This window comes from Saccharopolyspora sp. NPDC045839, from assembly GCF_056431645.1.
Genome location: NZ_JBWKKH010000011.1, coordinates 122,674 through 139,315, shown reverse-complemented (window position 1 = coordinate 139,315; position 16,642 = coordinate 122,674). Strand labels below are relative to the sequence as shown.

Below are 16,642 nucleotides of genomic sequence, written 5' to 3'. Positions count from 1 at the left end.
ATTTTAGGCAAAATCGGAAACCCCGACCCCCGCCCGCCCCAGCACAGGGACGCCCAATTTCAGGCAAAATTGGGCGTCTCCCGACCCGGTCAGCGGGTTCCAATTTTAGGCAAAATTGGGGCGTCTGGTGCGCGACCTTCGGTCGCTGCGGTCAGTACCAGGTGAAGGTGACCGGCAGGGATGTGAGGCCGCGCATCCAGACCGACGGGCGCCACACCAGGTCCTCCGGCGCCACCGCCAGCGCCACGTCCGGCAGCCGGTCCAGCAGCACCTCGATGCCCGTCGACGTGATGATCCGCGCGATTTCCTGTGCGGGGAACGGACATCCGTGCTCGCCGTGGCTGAACGACAGGTGCGCCTGGTTGCCCGCCGCGCCCGCGTAGGAGTCCGGCCGCACCTGCGGGTCGGTGTTCGCCGCCGCCAGCCCGAGCACCACCAGGTCGCCCTTGCGGATCCGCTTGCCGCCCAGCCGCGTGTCCTGGGTCGCCCAGCGCCCGACGAAGTTCTGCGTCGGGGTGTCCTCCCACAGCACCTCGTTGAGGGCCTGGCCGACGCTGCGGCGGCCGCCCGCCAGGGTCACCGCGAAGCGCTCGTCGGTGAGCATCAGCCGGATGGTGTTGCCCATCCAGTCCGAAGTGGTCAGATAGCCCGCGCCCATCGTGATGAACAGGTCCGTCGCGATCTCCTCGTCGGTGAACCCCACCGGGTGCGCCTGCAGGAACGAGGGCACGTCGCGGCCGGGGTTCTCGCGCTTCTCCCCCGTCAGCGCCAGCATCCGCGCGACGACCCGCTCGTGCGCCCGGACCGCCTCGTCGCCCTCCTCCGCGGACAGCGCCACGTCCCGGACCAGCGTCGGAGCCTCCTCGTCCGGCAGCCCGTAGATCTTCAGCAGCGCCAGCAGCGGGATCTGGTGCGTGTACTCGGCGATCAGATCCGCCTCGCCGCGGCCGGCGAAGCCGTCGATCAGGCCGTCGCAGATCTGCTCGACCTGCGACCGCAGGTCGAATTCGTCCACATCGGCCAGCGCCTCGGCCAGCGCGCCGCCGCGCTTGCGGTGGTCCTCGCCCTCGGTGAAGACCACCGAGGGCTGGGGCTCGACGTAGGGCCGCAGCGACCAGTCGGGGGGCACCGAGTTCCAGCCGTTCCAGCGGCGGGAATCGCGGCCGAACAGGTCGGGGTTGCTGGTGACGTGGTGGACCTCGCGGTAGCCGAGCGCGCACCACGCCGGCACGCCGCCTTCGAGCAGCACCGGCGCGACGGTGCCGTGCTCGCGCCGCAACTCCCGGTAGACCTCCTCGGGGTTGTTCTGGAACCGCGGACCGTAGAACGTCGCGGCCCCGGCGTGCGTGTCCTCGTCCGCCGAAGACTTGTTGGGGCTGGTCACCGCGTGGCCTCCCGGGCGGTCGACAGGGCGTGGAGGTGTTCGACGAGCCCGACCAGCACTGCCTTGCTGGACTCCCGGTCGCGGGCGTCGCAGTCGATCAGCGGCACCTCGGGCGACAGGTCGAGCGCATCGCGCACCTGCGCCGGGCTGTGCTCCGGTTCACCGAAGTTGTTGCGGGCGACCACGAACGGCATCCCGTGGTGTTCGAGGCGGTCGATGGCGTACCAGGAATCGGCCAGGCGGCGGCCGTCCACCAGCACGACGGCGCCGAGCGTCCCGGAGAACAGCTGGTCCCACAGGAACCAGAACCGCTCCTGGCCGGGCGCGCCGAACAGGTACAGCACCAGGCGCTCGTCCAGCGTGATGCGGCCGAAGTCGAACGCGACCGTCGTGGTCGACTTGCCGCCGACGCCACCGGTCTCGTCGATGCCGATGCCGGCCTGCGTCATCGTCTCCTCGGTGCTCAGCGGCCGGATCTCGCTGACCGAGCGCACCATGGTGGTCTTGCCGACGGCGAACCCGCCGACGATCACGATCTTCAGGCCGTCCGCGGCGGTGTCGCGGAGCGGGACGCGACTAGATGTTCCGGAGTCCAACGAGCACCTGCTTGAGGAATTCGGGGGCGGGCAGTTGCGCCTCGACGCGCTTCGAGGACGGGTGGCGGGCGGTGATCTTGCCCATGTCGAGCAGGTCGGAGAGCAGGATCTTCACCACGCTCACCGGCAGCCCGAGGTCCGAGGACAGCTCCACCACCGCCACCGGCTCGCGGCACAACCGCAGGATCTTGGCGTGCTCGGACTGCATTCCCGGGCTCGGATCGGATTCGCTGACGATCAGCGTCACCAGGTCGAAGGTGTCCTCGGCGGGCCGGCTGCGGCCACCGGTGACGGTGTAGAGCCGGTCCGGGTCCTCCTCGTCGACCAACCGCCTGGCCATCACGCCTCGGCCGGGTCGTCGTCGCGCGGCGGGGAGCTCAGGTATTCGCCGATCTGCTCCACGAGTTCGTTCATGTTGTGCCCGACGACGCCGACGTCCGCGTCGTCGGCGGCCAGCACGGCGAGGTGCGCGCCGACCCCGGCCTCCACGATGCACAGCACGCCGCCGTAGAACTCGGTCATGGACTGCCGGACGCCGCCGCTGCCGTCGCCGAACTCGACCGACGCCCCGTAGGACAGGCTTTGGATGCCGGAGGCGATGGCGGCCAGCTGGTCCGCCTGGTCCACCGACAGGCCGGGCGTGTGGCAGAGCTTGAGGCCGTCCTTGGACAGCACCAGGGCGTGCCGGGTGCCCGACGTCCGCTCCAGCAGGTTCTCCAGCAACCAGTCGAGGTCGCGAGTTGTCGTGGTCATCGCAGCTGTGGGGCGGTGCTCCGGGTTCCCGGCACCGACCCGCGCCTCCAATCCGTTGTCCAGGCGGTCAGGCCGTCATCGAGCGTTGTCGTCCGAAGTGGACGGTGAGTCGCGGCGGGCGTTGCGGAAGGCGCCGAACCGCGCCCAGGCGTCCGGGCGCGGCCGGGGCGGCTCGGACTCATTCGGCTCGGCGGCAGCCGATCGCGCCGCGGCCAGCGTCTTGCCGCGGCGACGCTTCGGCAGCGCGTTCGGCTCGCCGGTTTCCGGTGCCGGATCGGTGCTTTCGGCCGCGATCGGCGCGGTGGAGGCCGCGGGGGCTTCCGGCGCCTGCCTCGGGGTGGGCGCGGGTTCCGGCCGGGGCTGCGTGATCAGCTGACGCGGGATCAGGACGACGACGCCGGTTCCGCCGCGCGAGGACGACCGGAAGGAGACGGTGAGGCCGTGCTTGCGGGCCAGCTGGCCCACCACGGCGAGCCCGAGCCGGGTGCCCGACATCGCGGCCAGGTCCAGCGGTTCCGCCGACACGGCGCGCTCGGCGCGGGCCAGCGCGGCGGGGCTCATGACCAGCCCGCTGTCCTCGATCGTGACGATGACACCGGTGTGGAGCTCCTCCACGTAGACGTGGACCTCCTCCGCCGGCGGCGAGAAGCGGGTGGCGTTGTCCATCAGCTCCGCGAGCGCGTGCATGACGCCTTCCGCGGCGTACCCCACCACCGCGACCGTGCTGGTGGAATGCAGCCGGACCCGCTGGTAGGAGCTGATCCGGCCCATCGCGCCGCGCAGCACGCTCTCCATCACGATCGGCTTGGTCCAGCGGCGGCCGGAGCGGGCGCCGGTCAGCACCGCGATGCTGTCCGCGAGCCGGCCGGCCTGGGCCGTGCTGTGGTCCAGCTTCAGCAGGTCCGCGAGCACGTCCTCGTCGTGCCGGTTCTCCATCTCGCGGAGGTCGGCGAGCGTGCTGGTCGCCAGCGCCTGCATGCGACCGGCCGCGTTTGCGCAGGTGGCCATGGCCGCGGCGCGCATGCGTTCGCCGGTGGCGACTTCCTGCGCCACGGCCCGGATGACGCGCTGGTGCGCGACGTCGAAGGACGGCGCCGCTTCGGCGGCGGCGGCGTTCGCGGCGACGCCGCCGCGAATCCGGTGCGCCAGGATCGGAAGCGCCTCACCGGCGAGCCGGGCGCGTTCCGCGTCGAGCGCCGCCGAATCCGCCCGCGCCTGGCGCGAAAGCTGCGCACCGCCGATCGCGACGGCGATCGCGGTGGACAGCAGGAACGAAAGAACGCCGCCGTACCAGGCCACGAGCGCCTGGCTGCCGGCCGGCGCGGCGAGGGACACCCACAGGCAGGCGCCGCCGGTGACGACCAGTGCGGCCAGAAACGCGAGCAGCGGCAGCCGCACTCCTCGACGGTGAACGGAGACGCGGGTCGGCATCAAATGAGGTCCTAAGTGGCCGGTCGGTAGCGGGGCTGAGCTGGCAAACTCGCCATCGGTCCACGGATCGTATCCGAGCCTGCATTCGGATAACTCACAGTTGGATGACATTTCCGGAACCGGTTGCCACGGCGCCGATCCGGAGCCGGACGCACGACGGGGCCGTGCGTGGTTTGTGCTGCTCTGGCGACACAAAACACGCACGGCCCCGAAACCGCCGTCCTGCTCGACCCGTCAGGGAAGGAGCAGGCCGTTCTTGCCGGCGCGGGCGTCGGCGAAGCGCTTGGAGACCTCGTCCCAGTTGACGACGTTCCACAGGTGCTTGACGTAGTCCGCCTTCACGTTGCGGTACTGCAGGTAGTACGCGTGCTCCCAGATGTCGAACACCAGCAGCGGCGTCGTCGCGATCGACAGGTTCGAGTGGTGATCGCGCAGCTGCTGGGTGATCAGCCGCTGACCGACCGGATCCCAGGCCAGCACGCCCCAGCCATTGCCCTGGATCGTCGTCGACACCGCCTCCAGCTGGGCGCGGAACTTGTCGAACGAGCCGAAGTCCTCGTCGATGGCAGCCGCCAGCTCACCGGTGGGCTTGTCCCCGCCGTTGGGGGAGAGGATCTTCCACCACACCAGGTGCAGCGAGTGCCCCGCCAGGTTGAACGCCAGCGTGGTCTCCAGCCCCACGATGGAGGAGAAGTCACCCTTCTCCCGCGCCTCGGCGATCTTGTCCACCGTGTCGTTGGCGCCCTTGACGTACGCCGCGTGGTGCTTGCTGTGGTGCAACTCGTTGATCTCACCGGCGATCGCCGGCTCCAACGCCGCGTAGTCGTAATCCAACTCCGGCAACACGTACTGCTGCGCCATTGTCCTCATCCTTCCGCCGTACATCTGCGATCGACGAAAGTCTCAAACCTCAAGCGCGCTGCAGGTCAATGGCACGATGGTGGTGTTCTCGATCACGTTTCACCCTGTTCGACCGGTGTTCGGCCGACTACGCTCCGCTTCCTGCACGGTTACCCGGAGGCATCATGTCGGCACACGGCCAGCTCCCGCAGGACCTCGACCCGGACCGCCCCAGCGGCGCCCGGGTGTACGACTTCTTCCTGGGCGGCGGCTGCAACTTCGCGGTCGATCGCGAGCTGGGCCGGCGCGTGCTGGCGGTGGCCCCGGACATGCGGCTGAGCGCGCTGGCCAACCGCGCCTGCCTGCACCGGGTGATCCGGATGTGCCTGGCCCAGGGCGTGCGGCAATTCCTCGACGTCGGCTGCGGCATCCCGTCGATCGGCACCCCGCACGAGCTCGCCCAGCGGCTCGACCCGACCGCGCGCGTGGTCTACGTCGACAGCGAGCCGGTCGCCGTGACGCACGGCGAACTCGTCCTCGAGGGCAACCCGAACACCGCCATCGTGCAGGCCGACCTGCGCGACATCGACGAGGTGCTGGCCGCCGCCGACGTCCGGCGGCTGCTCGACCGCGACCAGCCCACGGCGGTGCTGATGTTCGCGGTGCTGCACCACGTCCCCGACCGCGACGACCCGTCCGCCCTGGTCCGCGCCTACCTGGAATCCTTCGCGCCCGGCTCGTTCCTCGCGCTGACCCACCTGACCGCCGACCATGCTCCGGAGATCATGCGAGCCGTGTTCGACCTGCTGCCGACCGACCCGCATCCCGGGACGTCGCGCAGCCGGGCCGAGCTGGAGGCCCTGCTGACCGGACTCGACCTGGTCGACCCGGGCGTGGTGCCGATCGCGCAGTGGCGGCCGGAGCGGGGCGATCTGGACCTGCAACCGGCGGCGCCGCTCGGGTACGCCGCCGTGGTGCGGAAGCCGTGACCATCCGGGAGCGATCCGGCGAACCGGTCGTGATCAAACCGACCGGAATCCGGTAATAATCAGACAAAACTCCCTGATACGGTGGCGGGCGTGCCCGAGATGACCACTGCCAGAACCCGTCGAACCTCGGGCCGGAGCACTCGAAAGATCAGCTGGGACGTGGTGCGCACCGGCTGCGTGGTGCTCGTCATGTGCTACCACTCGACGTTCCTCGGCGCCTTCCTGCACCCCGAGATGACGCCGCGCGACATCGTCTTCCCCTACCAGGTCGGTGCGAGCCTGCTGCTGGTGATCTCGGCGTACTTCGCCTGCGTGACCATCGGCCGCGGCACCGTGCTGCGCTACTGGTGGGGCCGCATCGCGCGGCTGCTACCGCCGTTCCTCGGCGCGGTCGTGGTGATCTTCGTGGTGATGCGCTGGGCGGCGGTCGAGGGCTGGTTCTACCCGAGCTTCAACGACCTCTGGTGGAACCTGCTGATGCTGTGGAACTGGAAGCCGGCGGACTACTGGTTCATCGACGGATCGCACTGGACGGTCCCGCTGCAGCTGATGGGCTTCACCGCGGCCGCGCTGCTGTTCCGCACCAGGTGGGGGCACGGGCGGCGGATCATCGCGGTGCTGTGGGCGGCCGTGCTGGTGCCGATCGCGCAGTGGCCGATCCGGGTGGCCGACAAGTCCGAGCTGTACCGCACGATCGTCGACGGCATCGGCGTGCACCGCTGGCACCTGTTCGTCGCCGGGGTGGCGATCTGGCTGTGGTCGACGCGACGCATCCACCTGCTGCACTTCGCGGCGATGCTGGCGGCCTGCATGCTCGGCCAGGCGCTGCACAACTACAGCGAGACGCCGGAGGGCCTGATCGCCGACTGGGGCTCGACGGTCGGGGTGTGCATCGGCATGGTCGTGGTGGCGCTGACGGCCTTCGGGCCGGACTGGAACCGGTTCGTCCCGGGGTGGCTGGCCGGCCGGATCACGTGGTTCGCCGGGATCTCCTACGGCGTGTTCCTGGTGCACCAGACCATCGGCTACATCGTCATGAAGAAGCTCGACGAGGTCGGCGTCGACCCGCTGCTGCAGACCGCCGCGATGCTGGTCATCGGCACCGCGCTGGGCTGGGCGCTCACCCGTGTCGTCGAGCGCCCGACGCACAAGTTCCTGATGCGCGCCTACGACTCCCTGGCGGACCGCCGCGCGCGGTCGAGCGAAGCGTGAGGGGCGCCCCGAGCCGGTGAGACGCCCCGCGCGCGTCAGATCGGGCGCTGCGTCACGGGCTCCGCGTCGAGCGGGGTGAGAACGCGGGCGGGTGGCTGGACGCCGGCCCAGCGGCGGACCGCCGCTTCCGCCTCGGCTCGCTGCTGATCGGGCAGGCCCTCGATCTTGGCCCCGTGGTTGCCGCCCGGCACCAGGTAGCTGTAGGAGTCGGCGGTGCCCTGGCCGAGCTCGAAGGGTTCGGCGCTCCACGGGTCGCGCTCGCCGTTGACGAACATCAGCTCCGCTCCCCTGCCGCGCACCCACGCGTCGATCTGCCGCATGACGCCCGGTTCGAAGCTCATCGGGATGTCGCGCGACACCAGGTTGCGGGGCTGGCCGAGCTCGCGGTGGTGCAGCAGGTCGGCCAGCGGCTCATCGGAGACGCCGGGCCAGCCGAGCTGGGTTCCGGCCTGGTAGTAGTACGGCGCGTACGGCTCGATGCCCTGGTCGGTGTAGAAGGAGAACTGCACGGTCTCGTCGAAGAACGCGAAGATCTCGTCGGTGCTCGCGGTGGTCGCCGGGACCTTGCCGCAGTCCTGCTGGCCGCGGTACTGCCAGAACGCGAACGGCGCGTCGAGCACGACCATCTCCAGGCCCCGGTCGATGTCCCCGATGATGCGGTCGAAGGTCAGCCCCTCGGCGTCGGCGTAGGCGCGGAACTTCGCGAGCATCTCGTCGCGCCGGACCAACGCCTCGCGCTGCACCGCGAGCAGCGCGCCGCGGCAGGCCGGGTCGGTGCCGACCGAGGCCAGGAACTCGTCGTAGACGTCCCGGTCGTTGTCGACGTCGTTGGGCGCCACGTAGGCCACCGTGCCCGCCACGTCGTCGGGGTAGAACCGGCGGTGGTAGACGGCCGTCATGCCGCCCTTGCTGGCGCCGGTGGTGAGCCATTCGCGCTGGTAGACGGACTTCAGCGCGGCGATCACCCGGTGCTGGTCGGTGGCCGCCTGCCAGATGTCCAGGTCGTTCCAGTCGGCGGGATCGGGCCGGGACGGGGTGAAGAACCGGTGCTCCAGGTCGACCTGGTTGCCGTCGACCAGCCGCGTCGGCTCGGTGCGGGCGGTCCGGCCCGGCAGCTCGTACCCGCTCGTGTAGAGCACCGTGGGCCGGTCGAGGTCGCGATGCAGCAGGGTCAGGCGCTGCTGGAACTGCCCGGCTTCCGGGTGCCGGTGGTCGTCGGGCTGGGTGAAGGTCAGGTCGAACAGCCGGAATCCCGGCTCGGTAGGCCGCTCGCCGACGACGGTCAGCCCGGGCACCGCCGCCAGCCGCTCCCCGATGTCGTCCGGCGGGGCCGCGCCCACCGGCGCCCCGACGAGCAACATCCCGCACACCACCGCGAAGGTGACCAGACCGCGCCAGTTCATTCCGCCTCCTGCTGGGCCCGAGATCAGGCCGAACCTAGTTCCACCGGGCGGCAGCGGGAAGGCTGCGGCGTGTTCTCGCCGTTTCCCGCTGCGCCAGCTGGAATCCTCGCGGCAGGTAACGAGAACCGCCTCCCGGAAGGAAGAATCGATGCCGAAGGAAGACCTGCCTGCGGACGTGCAGGAGCTGCTGTCGCACCCGAACCCGGCGGTGATCGCCACCGTCAACGCCGCTGGCGCGCCGGTCTCGGTGGCCACCTGGTACCTCTGGGACGGCGGAAAGGTGCTGGTCAACATGGACGCGGGCCGGGCGCGGCTGAAGCACCTCCGGGCCGATCCGCGGGTGTCGCTGACGGTGCTGGACGGCGACAGCTGGTACCGCCACGTCAGCTTGCGCGGCCGGGTGATCGCCCTGGAGGACGACCCGGACCTGACCGACATCGACCGGCTGGCCCGGCACTACACCGGCGAGCCGTACCCGGTCCGCGACCGGCCGCGGATCAGCGGCTGGATCGAGGTGACCTCCTGGCACAGCTGGGGCGGCTGACCCGGCGGCGCGCGCAGGCAGCGGTGAACGGCCTGTTCACCTCACTAGGCGGCGTGAACGGTCCGTTCACTTCACCAACCCGGCGGACACGCACCCGTCGCGATCCGGAGCGAACGGACCGTTCACCTCGATAGACGGCGTGAACGGTCCGTTCACCTCGTCAGCCTGTCAGGCCGTGGCGGCGGCGTCCGCCTCCTGGGGCACCGGCTCCTCGGCGCGCTGCTTGGGCACGTTCACGTCGCCGGACGGCACCTGTCCACTGTGGACCACGTCGGCGACGTAACCGTCCGCCTCCTCGCTCCCCGCGCCGGCCTCCGTCGCCGCCAGCAGCGGCTCCGCCGTCGCCAGCACCTGCTGCGCAGCCCGGACCCGCTCCGCGACGTCCTGCCGCATCCGCAGCATCGACTCGGCGTACTCGTCCGCCTCGCGGATCAGCCGCTCGGCCTCGGCGGTCGCTTCGCGGACCCGCCGCTGCGCCTCCTCGCGGCTCTTCTGCTCGCGCTCGGCCTGGATGCGCATCGCCTCTTCACGGCGCGCCGCCATCGACACCTCGAAGTCGTGCTCGACCTGGGTGCGCCGGTCCTCGGCCTCGGTGTCCAGCCGCCGGCGGCACTGCTCCGCCTCGCGCGCCATCGCCTGGACCTCTTCGCGGGTGCGCGTCAGCATCTCGCCGCGCTGCTGCTCGGACTGGCGGCGCCACTCGTCGGCCTCGGCGACCAGCTTCTCGTAGCGTTCCCGGAGCTCGGCGGCGGCCTGCTCGGAGCGCGCCCACTCGTGCTCGGACGCGGCCTGCGCGGCGGCGACCACGTCGTTCGCCTCGTCCTGCGCGAGCCGGACCATCCGGCGTAACCGGTCGGTCAGCGCGGCGGCGTCGATCGGCGTGCGAGCCTGCTCGTCGAGCTGCTCCTTGAGCGACTCGATCTCGGCTCGCGCCTGGTCCAGCTGCGCCGCCAGGTCGCCGACCTGGCTGAGCGCCGAATCCCGGTCCTCCGTGATGAGCCTGATCTCGTTCTCGGTCTGCTGGATGTAGAACTTCACCTGCGATCGGCGAAACCCGTACCACACTGTGTCGAAATCCGACTTCAGCGGCACCAGTTCGCGGTCTTCGATGTGCCCCACGGTCTCACCCCGCTCGATTGATCAACTTTGCTGGGAGCGAGCCACGCCCCGACGCGGCAAGTCCGTTGTACACCTGGAGAACGTCCCCGCGATGTGCTCCGCCGGACTGAAATCCGCCGGAGTGCACGCGCGGACGCGAAGGTGCCACGGATCGCTGCACCCATTGTCGCCCGCAACGGCGATCGAGATCAACTGCTCGGAATCCGGTGCAATGCAACGGTCATCGGATGTTGACCATCCGGTCACCGGGGCGGATTTGCCTGCTGGAATCAGGTTTTCGCGCCCGGGCCGAGCACCCGGCGGAATATCGTCTCGATTTCATCTCGGCTCGGCACCGATTCCCGGACGATTCCTTGCAGCAGCAAACCGCAGAACAGAACGGACAATGCACGCCCGGTGGCCGGATCGGTGTAGGAGGCGAACAGCTCGGCCAGCGCGGTGTCCCATTCCTGGCTGACGCCGCGCAGCGCCGGCTTGTGCAGCGAGGCGATGTAGAGCTCGTGCTCGACGGCGGTCTGGGGGCGGGCCGGGCCGAGGTAGTGCAGCACCAGGTCGGTCAGCGCGACGGCGAGATCACCGCCGCGCTCCAGCCGCTCGGCCCACTGCCGCAAGTGCTCGACGTCGTCCTCGGCGGCCTGTCGCAACGCGCTGGCCAGCAGGTCGTCGAGCGTCGCGAAGTAGTAGGTGGTCGACCCCAGCGGAACACCGGCCGCAGCCGCGACGGCACGGTGCGTGAGCTTCTCCACCCCGCGCTCGGCGACGACCGTGATCGCGGCGCGGGCGATGCGCTCGCGGCGGGCCGGGTCCTTGCGGCGGGCGGCGGGCGCGGGCTGGGTGGTCGACATTCGCTTCGGCGTTCCTCCCGTGAACTCCACAACGGTGTCCAGCGTGCCATGTTGACCACCCGGCGCGATGCGGTCCAGGTCACCGGAACGGCGTTCCGCCTGTTCATCACGCATTTTTCGGCGATTCATCCCGGGGCCGCAGCCCCGATGATGTACAGATGTACAGGAACGGTGTTAGGGTCTTCCGCGGCACTGCGCCGGGACACAAGCGTTAACCGCCACCGAATGGACCGCCAGGAGGTGAATTCCGCAACTCGCGGGTCGATCGGTCCCCATTCCGCGAATAGCGTGCCGCCCGCGCTTACCGGCGGCGCACTCGGCGAACGCGCTTTAGTGTGGCGGAGCGAATCGGATCGCGGCTATGTGCACACCGGTACCAGAAGTGCGCAGCGGTGCGGTTCCGGCGCGAAAAGCACAATCGACATCACGGGGAAACGAGCCATGTCGCAAGCAGAGAATTCGACAGCCTCGCTGTTCATCGACGGCGAGTGGACGTCGGCCGCCGACGGCCGCACCCGCGAGATCCGCTGCCCCGCCGACGGCTCGCTGGTGGCCACGGTCGCCGAGGCCGGACCGGCCGACGCCGAGCGGGCCATCGCCGCCGCGCGCCGCGCCTTCGACGACGGCGCCTGGGCGAACACCTCACCGTGGGAGCGCGGCGACCTGCTGCTGCGGGTCAGCGACATCCTGCAGCGCGACAAGGCGGAGTTCGCCCGCGCCGAATCGCTGGACACCGGCAAGCGGCTGGTCGAGAGCGAATTCGACATGGACGACATCACCGCGTGCTTCCGGTACTTCGGCAAGATCGCCGGCACCGACGCGGGCCGCCTCGTCGACACCGGATCGCCGGACGCGATCAGCCGCGTGCAGTACGAGCCGGTCGGCGTGTGCGGCATGATCACGCCCTGGAACTACCCGCTGCTGCAGGTGGCCTGGAAGGTCGCCCCGGCGATCGCGGCGGGCAACACCTTCGTGCTCAAGCCCAGCGAGCTCACCCCCAGCACCGCGATCCTGCTGATGCGGGCGCTGACCGAGGCCGGCCTGCCCGCCGGGGTCGGCAACCTCGTGCTGGGCACCGGCGCCGAGGCCGGCTCGGTGCTGGCCGAACACCCGGACGTCGACCTGGTGTCGTTCACCGGCGGCCTGCACACCGGCCGCAAGATCTCGGTGGCCGCGGCCGCGACGGTGAAGAAGGTGGCGCTGGAACTCGGCGGCAAGAACCCGAACGTCGTGTTCGCCGACGCCGACTTCGAGACCGTCGTGGACTACGCGCTGACCGCGATCTTCCTGCACTCCGGGCAGGTCTGCTCCGCCGGGGCGCGGCTGATCGTGCAGGACGAGCTGCACGACGCGCTGGTGGACGAGATCGTCCGCCGCGCCGAGCGGATCCGCATCGGCGGTCCGTTCGACTCCGACGCCGAGACCGGGCCGCTGATCTCCGCCGCGCACCTGAAGAAGGTGGACGACTACGTGACCAAGTCGGTCTCCGAAGGCGCCGTGCTGCGCACCGGCGGCCGCCGCCCCGAGGGCGAGCGCTACGCGAACGGTCACTACTACCTGCCGACCGTGCTCGACGAGGTCAAGCAGGGCACCTACCCGGTCATCGAGGAGTCCTTCGGACCGGTGCTGACCGTCGAGCGCTTCACCGACGAGGACGACGCGGTGCGCATCGCCAACGACACCTACTACGGCCTGGCCGGCGCGGTGTTCACCGGCGATCCGGGCAAGGCCCAGCGGGTGGCCAACCGGCTGCGGCACGGCACCGTCTGGATCAACGACTTCCACCCCTACCTGCCGCAGGCCGAATGGGGCGGATTCAAGCAGTCCGGCATCGGCCGCGAACTCGGCCGCGCCGGCCTCGGCGAGTACCAGGAAGCAAAGCACGTCTACCAGAATCTGCGGCCCGGACCCCAGAACTGGTTCTCCGGAGAATAAATGACAGTGAGCTGGTCGTTCTGCGTAGGTGGTCCCGTAGCGGAACCTCAGACGCCGCCTCGACTGCGGGATCCCCGACTTGTGTATGCCCAATACGCGGCATCGGGGCTGTCCTCGCGAGACGACGTCTGAGAACCCGCGGGTGGTCAATCTGCGTAGGTGGCCGAAAGCGGCTTCGCCGCTTGCCTGACGCCAACTGCGGCCGAGCACTTCAAACGTTGCAACCCACCCGACCCACGAGGAGGAAGAACGTCTTGCGGCGGTGACCGAGCCACCGCCGCGGGAACCGCGCGACCGATCGGGCCGCGCTTCAGCTCGAAACCGCCGCCGTAGGCGGTGTTCTTCGCGCGACGCAAACAACCACCCGATTCGTTCCCCTCCCCGCATCCGGCGGGCGGGGAGGATCGGGAAAGGAGTCGGGGCATGAGCGCGCCCAATTACGACGCCGAGCTCAACGAGTTCGGCTACACCAACAAACTGAAGAGAAGCCTCGGCGGATTCTCCACCTTCGCCGCCGGGATCAGCTACATCTCGGTGCTCACCGGCACCTTCCAACTGTCCTACTTCGGCCTGTCCTTCGGGGGTCCCGCCTACTGGTGGTCCTGGCCGATCGTGTTCGTCGGGCAGTTGCTCGTGGCGTTGAGTTTCGCCGAGCTGGCATCCCGGTACCCGATCGCGGGTTCCATCTACAACTGGGCGAAGAAGCTCGGCGGTCAGCACGTCGGCTGGCTGGCCGGCTGGATGATGCTGCTGGCCTCCATCGTGTCGATCTCGGCCACCGCGCTGGCGTATCAGAACACGCTGCCGCAGATCTGGTCCGGCTTCCAGCTCGTCGGCGACGGCAGCACCGGCACCGAGCAGGCCGTCAACGGCATCTTGCTGGCCCTGGTGCTGATCCTGTTCACCACGCTGGTCAACGCCTTCGGCGTGAAGCTGATGGCCCGGATCAACAGCGCCGGGGTGTTCATCGAGCTGGTCGCCGCGGTGCTGCTGATCGTCGCGCTGGCGCTGGTCGTGGTGAACCCGCCGACGATCGTGTTCGACACGGGCGGCACCGAGTCCGCCTTCGGCGGCAACTACCTGAGCGCGTTCCTCGTCGCCGGGATCGCCTCGTCGTACGTGATGTACGGCTTCGACACCGCCGCCTCGCTGGGCGAGGAGTCCATCGACCCGCACCGCAACGCGCCGAAGGCGATCCTGCGGGCGCTGATCGCCTCGTTCATCCTCGGCGGCCTGATCATCCTGCTCGGCCTGATGGCCACCAAGGACTTCTCGGCGCCGCAGCTGGCCGAGAGCGGCCTGCAGTTCGTGCTCAACGACGCGCTGGGCCCGCTGGTGGGCCGGCTGTTCCTGCTGTCGATCTTCGTGGCGATCACGGTCTGCGTGCTGGCGGTGCACACCGCGGCGATCCGGATCGCCTTCGCGATGGCCCGCGACAACGCGCTGCCCGCCGGTTCGCTGCTGGCGCGGGTGAGCCCGCGCTTCCAGACGCCGATCGTGCCGGCCGTGGTCATCGGCGTGCTCGCGGTGGCTCTGCTGGTGGTCAACGTCGGGCAGCCGCAGATCTTCACCGCGGTCACCAGCCTGGCGATCATCCTGATCTACATCTCGTACCTGCTGGTCACCGTGCCGATGCTGGTCGCGCGGCTGCGCGGCAAGTGGTCGGTGCCGCGGGACGAGGCCAAGCGGCAGGGCCGGTTCAGCCTGGGCAAGCTCGGCCTGCCGATCAACATCCTGGCCGTGCTCTGGGGCGTGGGCATGACGGTCAACCTGGCCTGGCCGCGCCGCGAGGTCTACAACGCCGAGCCGCCCTACCACTGGTACCTGCAGTACAGCTCGGTGCTGTTCGTCGGAGTCGCGGCGGTCGGCGGGTTCGCGTACTACTGGTTCGTCCAACGCCACAAGGTCGGCGTGCTCTCAGACCACGCCGCCCGGTCCACCTCGGACGACGACACGACCAGCCCGGTCGCCTGAGCGGAAACGGAGTTTCGATCCATGACTGACCAGTTCGACTACGTCGTGGTGGGCGGCGGCAGCGCCGGCGCGGCGGTCGCCGCGCGGTTGTCCGAGGACCCGGACGTCACCGTGTGCCTGCTGGAGGCCGGGCCGTCCGACGTCGGCGACAAGGCGATCCTGGAGCTCAACCGCTGGATGGCGCTGCTGGAGTCCGGTTACGACTGGGACTACCTGATCGAGCCGCAGGAGAACGGCAACTCGTTCATGCGGCACGCGCGGGCCCGGGTGCTCGGCGGCTGCTCCTCGCACAACTCCTGCATCGCGTTCTGGGCCCCGGCCGAGGACCTCGACGAGTGGGAGTCGATGGGCGCCACCGGTTGGGGCGCGAAGGACATCTTCCCGCTGTACAAGCGACTGGAGACCAACGACGGGCCGGGCGAGCACCACGGCCGCAGCGGCCCGGTGACCATCCGCAGCGTCCCGCCGGAGGATCCGTGCGGTGTCGCGCTGCTGGAGGCCTGCGCCCAGGAGGGCATCCCGACCACGGAGTTCAACTCCGGCAAGACCGTGCTGCACGGCGCCAACTGGTTCCAGATCAACGCGCGGGAGGACGGCACCCGGTCCTCGTCGTCGGTGTCCTACCTGCACCCGAACCTGGACCGGCCGAACCTGGAGATCCGCACCCAGGCTTGGGCCAAGAAGGTCACCTTCGACGGCACCCGGGCCACCGGCGTGCAGTACCTGGACTCGGACCTGATCCACAGCCGCACGGTGACCGCGCGCCGCGAGGTGGTGCTGTCCGCCGGTGCCATCGACACCCCGAAGCTGCTGATACTCTCCGGCATCGGGCCGTCCGAGCACCTGCGGGAGTTCGGCATCGACGTGCTGGTCGACTCCCCCGGCGTCGGGTCCAGCCTGCAGGACCACCCGGAGGGCGTGATCAGCTGGGACGCCGAGCAGCCCATGGTCACCGACTCCACGCAGTGGTGGGAGATCGGCATCTTCACCACCACCGAGCCTGGCCTGGACCGCCCGGACCTGATGTTCCACTACGGTTCGGTGCCCTTCGACATGCACACCGTGCGCCAGGGCTACCCGACCTCGGAGAACAGCTTCTGCCTGACCCCGAACGTCACCCGCGCCCGGTCCACGGGCACGGTCCGGCTGCGCAGCCGGGACTTCCGGGACAAGCCGAAGGTGGACCCGCGGTACTTCACCGACCCGCACGACATGCGGGTGATGACCGAGGGCATCAAGCTGGCCCGCAAGATCGTGGCGCAGCCGGCGATGCGGGACTGGGCGGGAGCCGAGCTGTTCCCCGGCCCGGACGTGCGCACCGACGACGAGATCGCCGACTACCTCAAGCGCACCCACAACACCGTCTACCACCCGTCGGCGTCGGTGCCGATGGGCGCCGAGGGCGACCCGACGAAGCCGCTGGACCCGCGCCTGCGGGTGAAGGGCGTGCAGGGCCTGCGCGTCGCGGACGCCTCGGCGATGCCGTTCCTGGTGGCGGTGAACCCGAACATCACGACGATGGCGATCGGCGAGAAGTGCTCCGACATGCTCAAGGAGGACAACCGCTGATCCGGTGAACGGCGTCTCCCGCCGATTCCGCAGGAGACGCCCGACCGT

General features: G+C 69.8%; 15 protein-coding genes. 6 read left to right on the top strand and 9 right to left on the bottom strand.

The features are described from left to right. Positions 1-151: 151 nt before the first annotated feature. The 6 genes from AC07EQ_RS18040 to AC07EQ_RS18015 all read right to left on the bottom strand — a co-directional run bounded on the left by AC07EQ_RS18040 (position 152) and on the right by AC07EQ_RS18015 (position 5,025). Complete coding sequence (locus tag AC07EQ_RS18040) at positions 152-1,384, bottom strand: cytochrome P450 (RefSeq protein ID WP_478389047.1); 1,233 nt, start codon at positions 1,382-1,384, stop codon at positions 152-154. Continuing rightward, positions 1,381-1,917: a GTP-binding protein gene (locus AC07EQ_RS18035; protein ID WP_478389156.1), complete on the bottom strand. Its 537-nt coding sequence runs from the start codon at positions 1,915-1,917 to the stop codon at positions 1,381-1,383. The genes AC07EQ_RS18040 and AC07EQ_RS18035 overlap by 4 nt, the downstream gene beginning before the upstream one ends. A 43-nt stretch (positions 1,918-1,960) precedes the next feature. After that, positions 1,961-2,320: a DUF742 domain-containing protein gene (locus AC07EQ_RS18030; protein WP_132495647.1), complete on the bottom strand. Its 360-nt coding sequence runs from the start codon at positions 2,318-2,320 to the stop codon at positions 1,961-1,963. Then, the gene (locus tag AC07EQ_RS18025; protein WP_478389046.1) at positions 2,320-2,733 is read right to left on the bottom strand and encodes a roadblock/LC7 domain-containing protein; all 414 of its coding nucleotides are present in this window, start codon (positions 2,731-2,733) and stop codon (positions 2,320-2,322) included. The genes AC07EQ_RS18030 and AC07EQ_RS18025 overlap by 1 nt, the downstream gene beginning before the upstream one ends. A 75-nt stretch (positions 2,734-2,808) precedes the next feature. Then, entirely contained in the window at positions 2,809-4,131 is a 1,323-nt protein-coding gene (locus tag AC07EQ_RS18020; RefSeq protein ID WP_478389045.1) for a sensor histidine kinase, read from the bottom strand. A 267-nt stretch (positions 4,132-4,398) separates the two neighbouring features. After that, on the bottom strand, positions 4,399-5,025 hold the full coding sequence (locus AC07EQ_RS18015; protein ID WP_478389044.1) for a superoxide dismutase: 627 nt from the start codon (positions 5,023-5,025) through the stop codon (positions 4,399-4,401). Between the two features lie 164 nt (positions 5,026-5,189). Here AC07EQ_RS18015 and AC07EQ_RS18010 point away from each other — a divergent pair, with 164 nt between their 5' ends. Together AC07EQ_RS18010 and AC07EQ_RS18005 are read left to right on the top strand one after the other, a co-directional pair. Then, complete coding sequence (locus AC07EQ_RS18010) at positions 5,190-5,993, top strand: SAM-dependent methyltransferase (protein ID WP_478389043.1); 804 nt, start codon at positions 5,190-5,192, stop codon at positions 5,991-5,993. A 99-nt stretch (positions 5,994-6,092) separates the two neighbouring features. Next, entirely contained in the window at positions 6,093-7,205 is a 1,113-nt protein-coding gene (locus tag AC07EQ_RS18005; RefSeq protein ID WP_478389042.1) for an acyltransferase family protein, read from the top strand. A 35-nt stretch (positions 7,206-7,240) separates the two neighbouring features. On the opposite strand, the gene AC07EQ_RS18000 is transcribed toward AC07EQ_RS18005, so the two are convergent. Next, positions 7,241-8,608, bottom strand: a complete 1,368-nt coding sequence (locus AC07EQ_RS18000) for a S28 family serine protease (protein ID WP_478389041.1) — start codon at positions 8,606-8,608, stop codon at positions 7,241-7,243. A gap of 148 nt (positions 8,609-8,756) precedes the next feature. Between AC07EQ_RS18000 and AC07EQ_RS17995 the strand changes: the two genes are divergently transcribed. Beyond that, positions 8,757-9,152 carry a PPOX class F420-dependent oxidoreductase gene (locus AC07EQ_RS17995; protein ID WP_478389040.1) on the top strand — a complete coding sequence of 132 codons (396 nt, stop codon included), beginning with the start codon at positions 8,757-8,759 and terminating at the stop codon, positions 9,150-9,152. 168 nt (positions 9,153-9,320) lie between these two features. Here AC07EQ_RS17995 and AC07EQ_RS17990 read toward each other — a convergent pair whose 3' ends face one another. Beyond that, the gene (locus AC07EQ_RS17990; protein WP_478389039.1) at positions 9,321-10,271 is read right to left on the bottom strand and encodes a cellulose-binding protein; all 951 of its coding nucleotides are present in this window, start codon (positions 10,269-10,271) and stop codon (positions 9,321-9,323) included. A gap of 269 nt (positions 10,272-10,540) precedes the next feature. Then, positions 10,541-11,116 carry a TetR/AcrR family transcriptional regulator gene (locus tag AC07EQ_RS17985; RefSeq protein WP_478389155.1) on the bottom strand — a complete coding sequence of 192 codons (576 nt, stop codon included), beginning with the start codon at positions 11,114-11,116 and terminating at the stop codon, positions 10,541-10,543. Between the two features lie 441 nt (positions 11,117-11,557). On the opposite strand from AC07EQ_RS17985, the gene AC07EQ_RS17980 reads away from it, so the two are divergent. The 3 genes from AC07EQ_RS17980 (at position 11,558) to AC07EQ_RS17970 (ending at position 16,594) form a co-directional block, all read left to right on the top strand. Continuing rightward, positions 11,558-13,051, top strand: a complete 1,494-nt coding sequence (locus AC07EQ_RS17980; protein ID WP_478389038.1) for an aldehyde dehydrogenase family protein — start codon at positions 11,558-11,560, stop codon at positions 13,049-13,051. A gap of 423 nt (positions 13,052-13,474) precedes the next feature. After that, entirely contained in the window at positions 13,475-15,025 is a 1,551-nt protein-coding gene (locus tag AC07EQ_RS17975) for an APC family permease (RefSeq protein ID WP_478389037.1), read from the top strand. Positions 15,026-15,046: 21 nt separating this feature from the next. Continuing rightward, positions 15,047-16,594 (top strand): GMC family oxidoreductase, encoded by a 1,548-nt coding sequence (locus AC07EQ_RS17970; RefSeq protein WP_478389036.1) that lies wholly within the window; start codon positions 15,047-15,049, stop codon positions 16,592-16,594. Positions 16,595-16,642: the final 48 nt, after the last annotated feature.

Bases quoted from the DNA above. Each gene is read 5' to 3' on its own strand.
- AC07EQ_RS18030 (WP_132495647.1), bottom strand. From the start codon at position 2,320: ATGGCCAGGCGGTTGGTCGACGAGGAGGACCCGGACCGGCTCTACACC.
- AC07EQ_RS18025 (WP_478389046.1), bottom strand. From the start codon at position 2,733: ATGACCACGACAACTCGCGACCTCGACTGGTTGCTGGAGAACCTGCTG.
- AC07EQ_RS18015 (WP_478389044.1), bottom strand. From the start codon at position 5,025: ATGGCGCAGCAGTACGTGTTGCCGGAGTTGGATTACGACTACGCGGCG.
- AC07EQ_RS18010 (WP_478389043.1), top strand. From the start codon at position 5,190: ATGTCGGCACACGGCCAGCTCCCGCAGGACCTCGACCCGGACCGCCCC.
- AC07EQ_RS18005 (WP_478389042.1), top strand. From the start codon at position 6,093: ATGACCACTGCCAGAACCCGTCGAACCTCGGGCCGGAGCACTCGAAAG.
- AC07EQ_RS18000 (WP_478389041.1), bottom strand. From the start codon at position 8,608: ATGAACTGGCGCGGTCTGGTCACCTTCGCGGTGGTGTGCGGGATGTTG.
- AC07EQ_RS17995 (WP_478389040.1), top strand. From the start codon at position 8,757: ATGCCGAAGGAAGACCTGCCTGCGGACGTGCAGGAGCTGCTGTCGCAC.
- AC07EQ_RS17985 (WP_478389155.1), bottom strand. From the start codon at position 11,116: ATGTCGACCACCCAGCCCGCGCCCGCCGCCCGCCGCAAGGACCCGGCC.
- AC07EQ_RS17980 (WP_478389038.1), top strand. From the start codon at position 11,558: ATGTCGCAAGCAGAGAATTCGACAGCCTCGCTGTTCATCGACGGCGAG.
- AC07EQ_RS17975 (WP_478389037.1), top strand. From the start codon at position 13,475: ATGAGCGCGCCCAATTACGACGCCGAGCTCAACGAGTTCGGCTACACC.
- AC07EQ_RS17970 (WP_478389036.1), top strand. From the start codon at position 15,047: ATGACTGACCAGTTCGACTACGTCGTGGTGGGCGGCGGCAGCGCCGGC.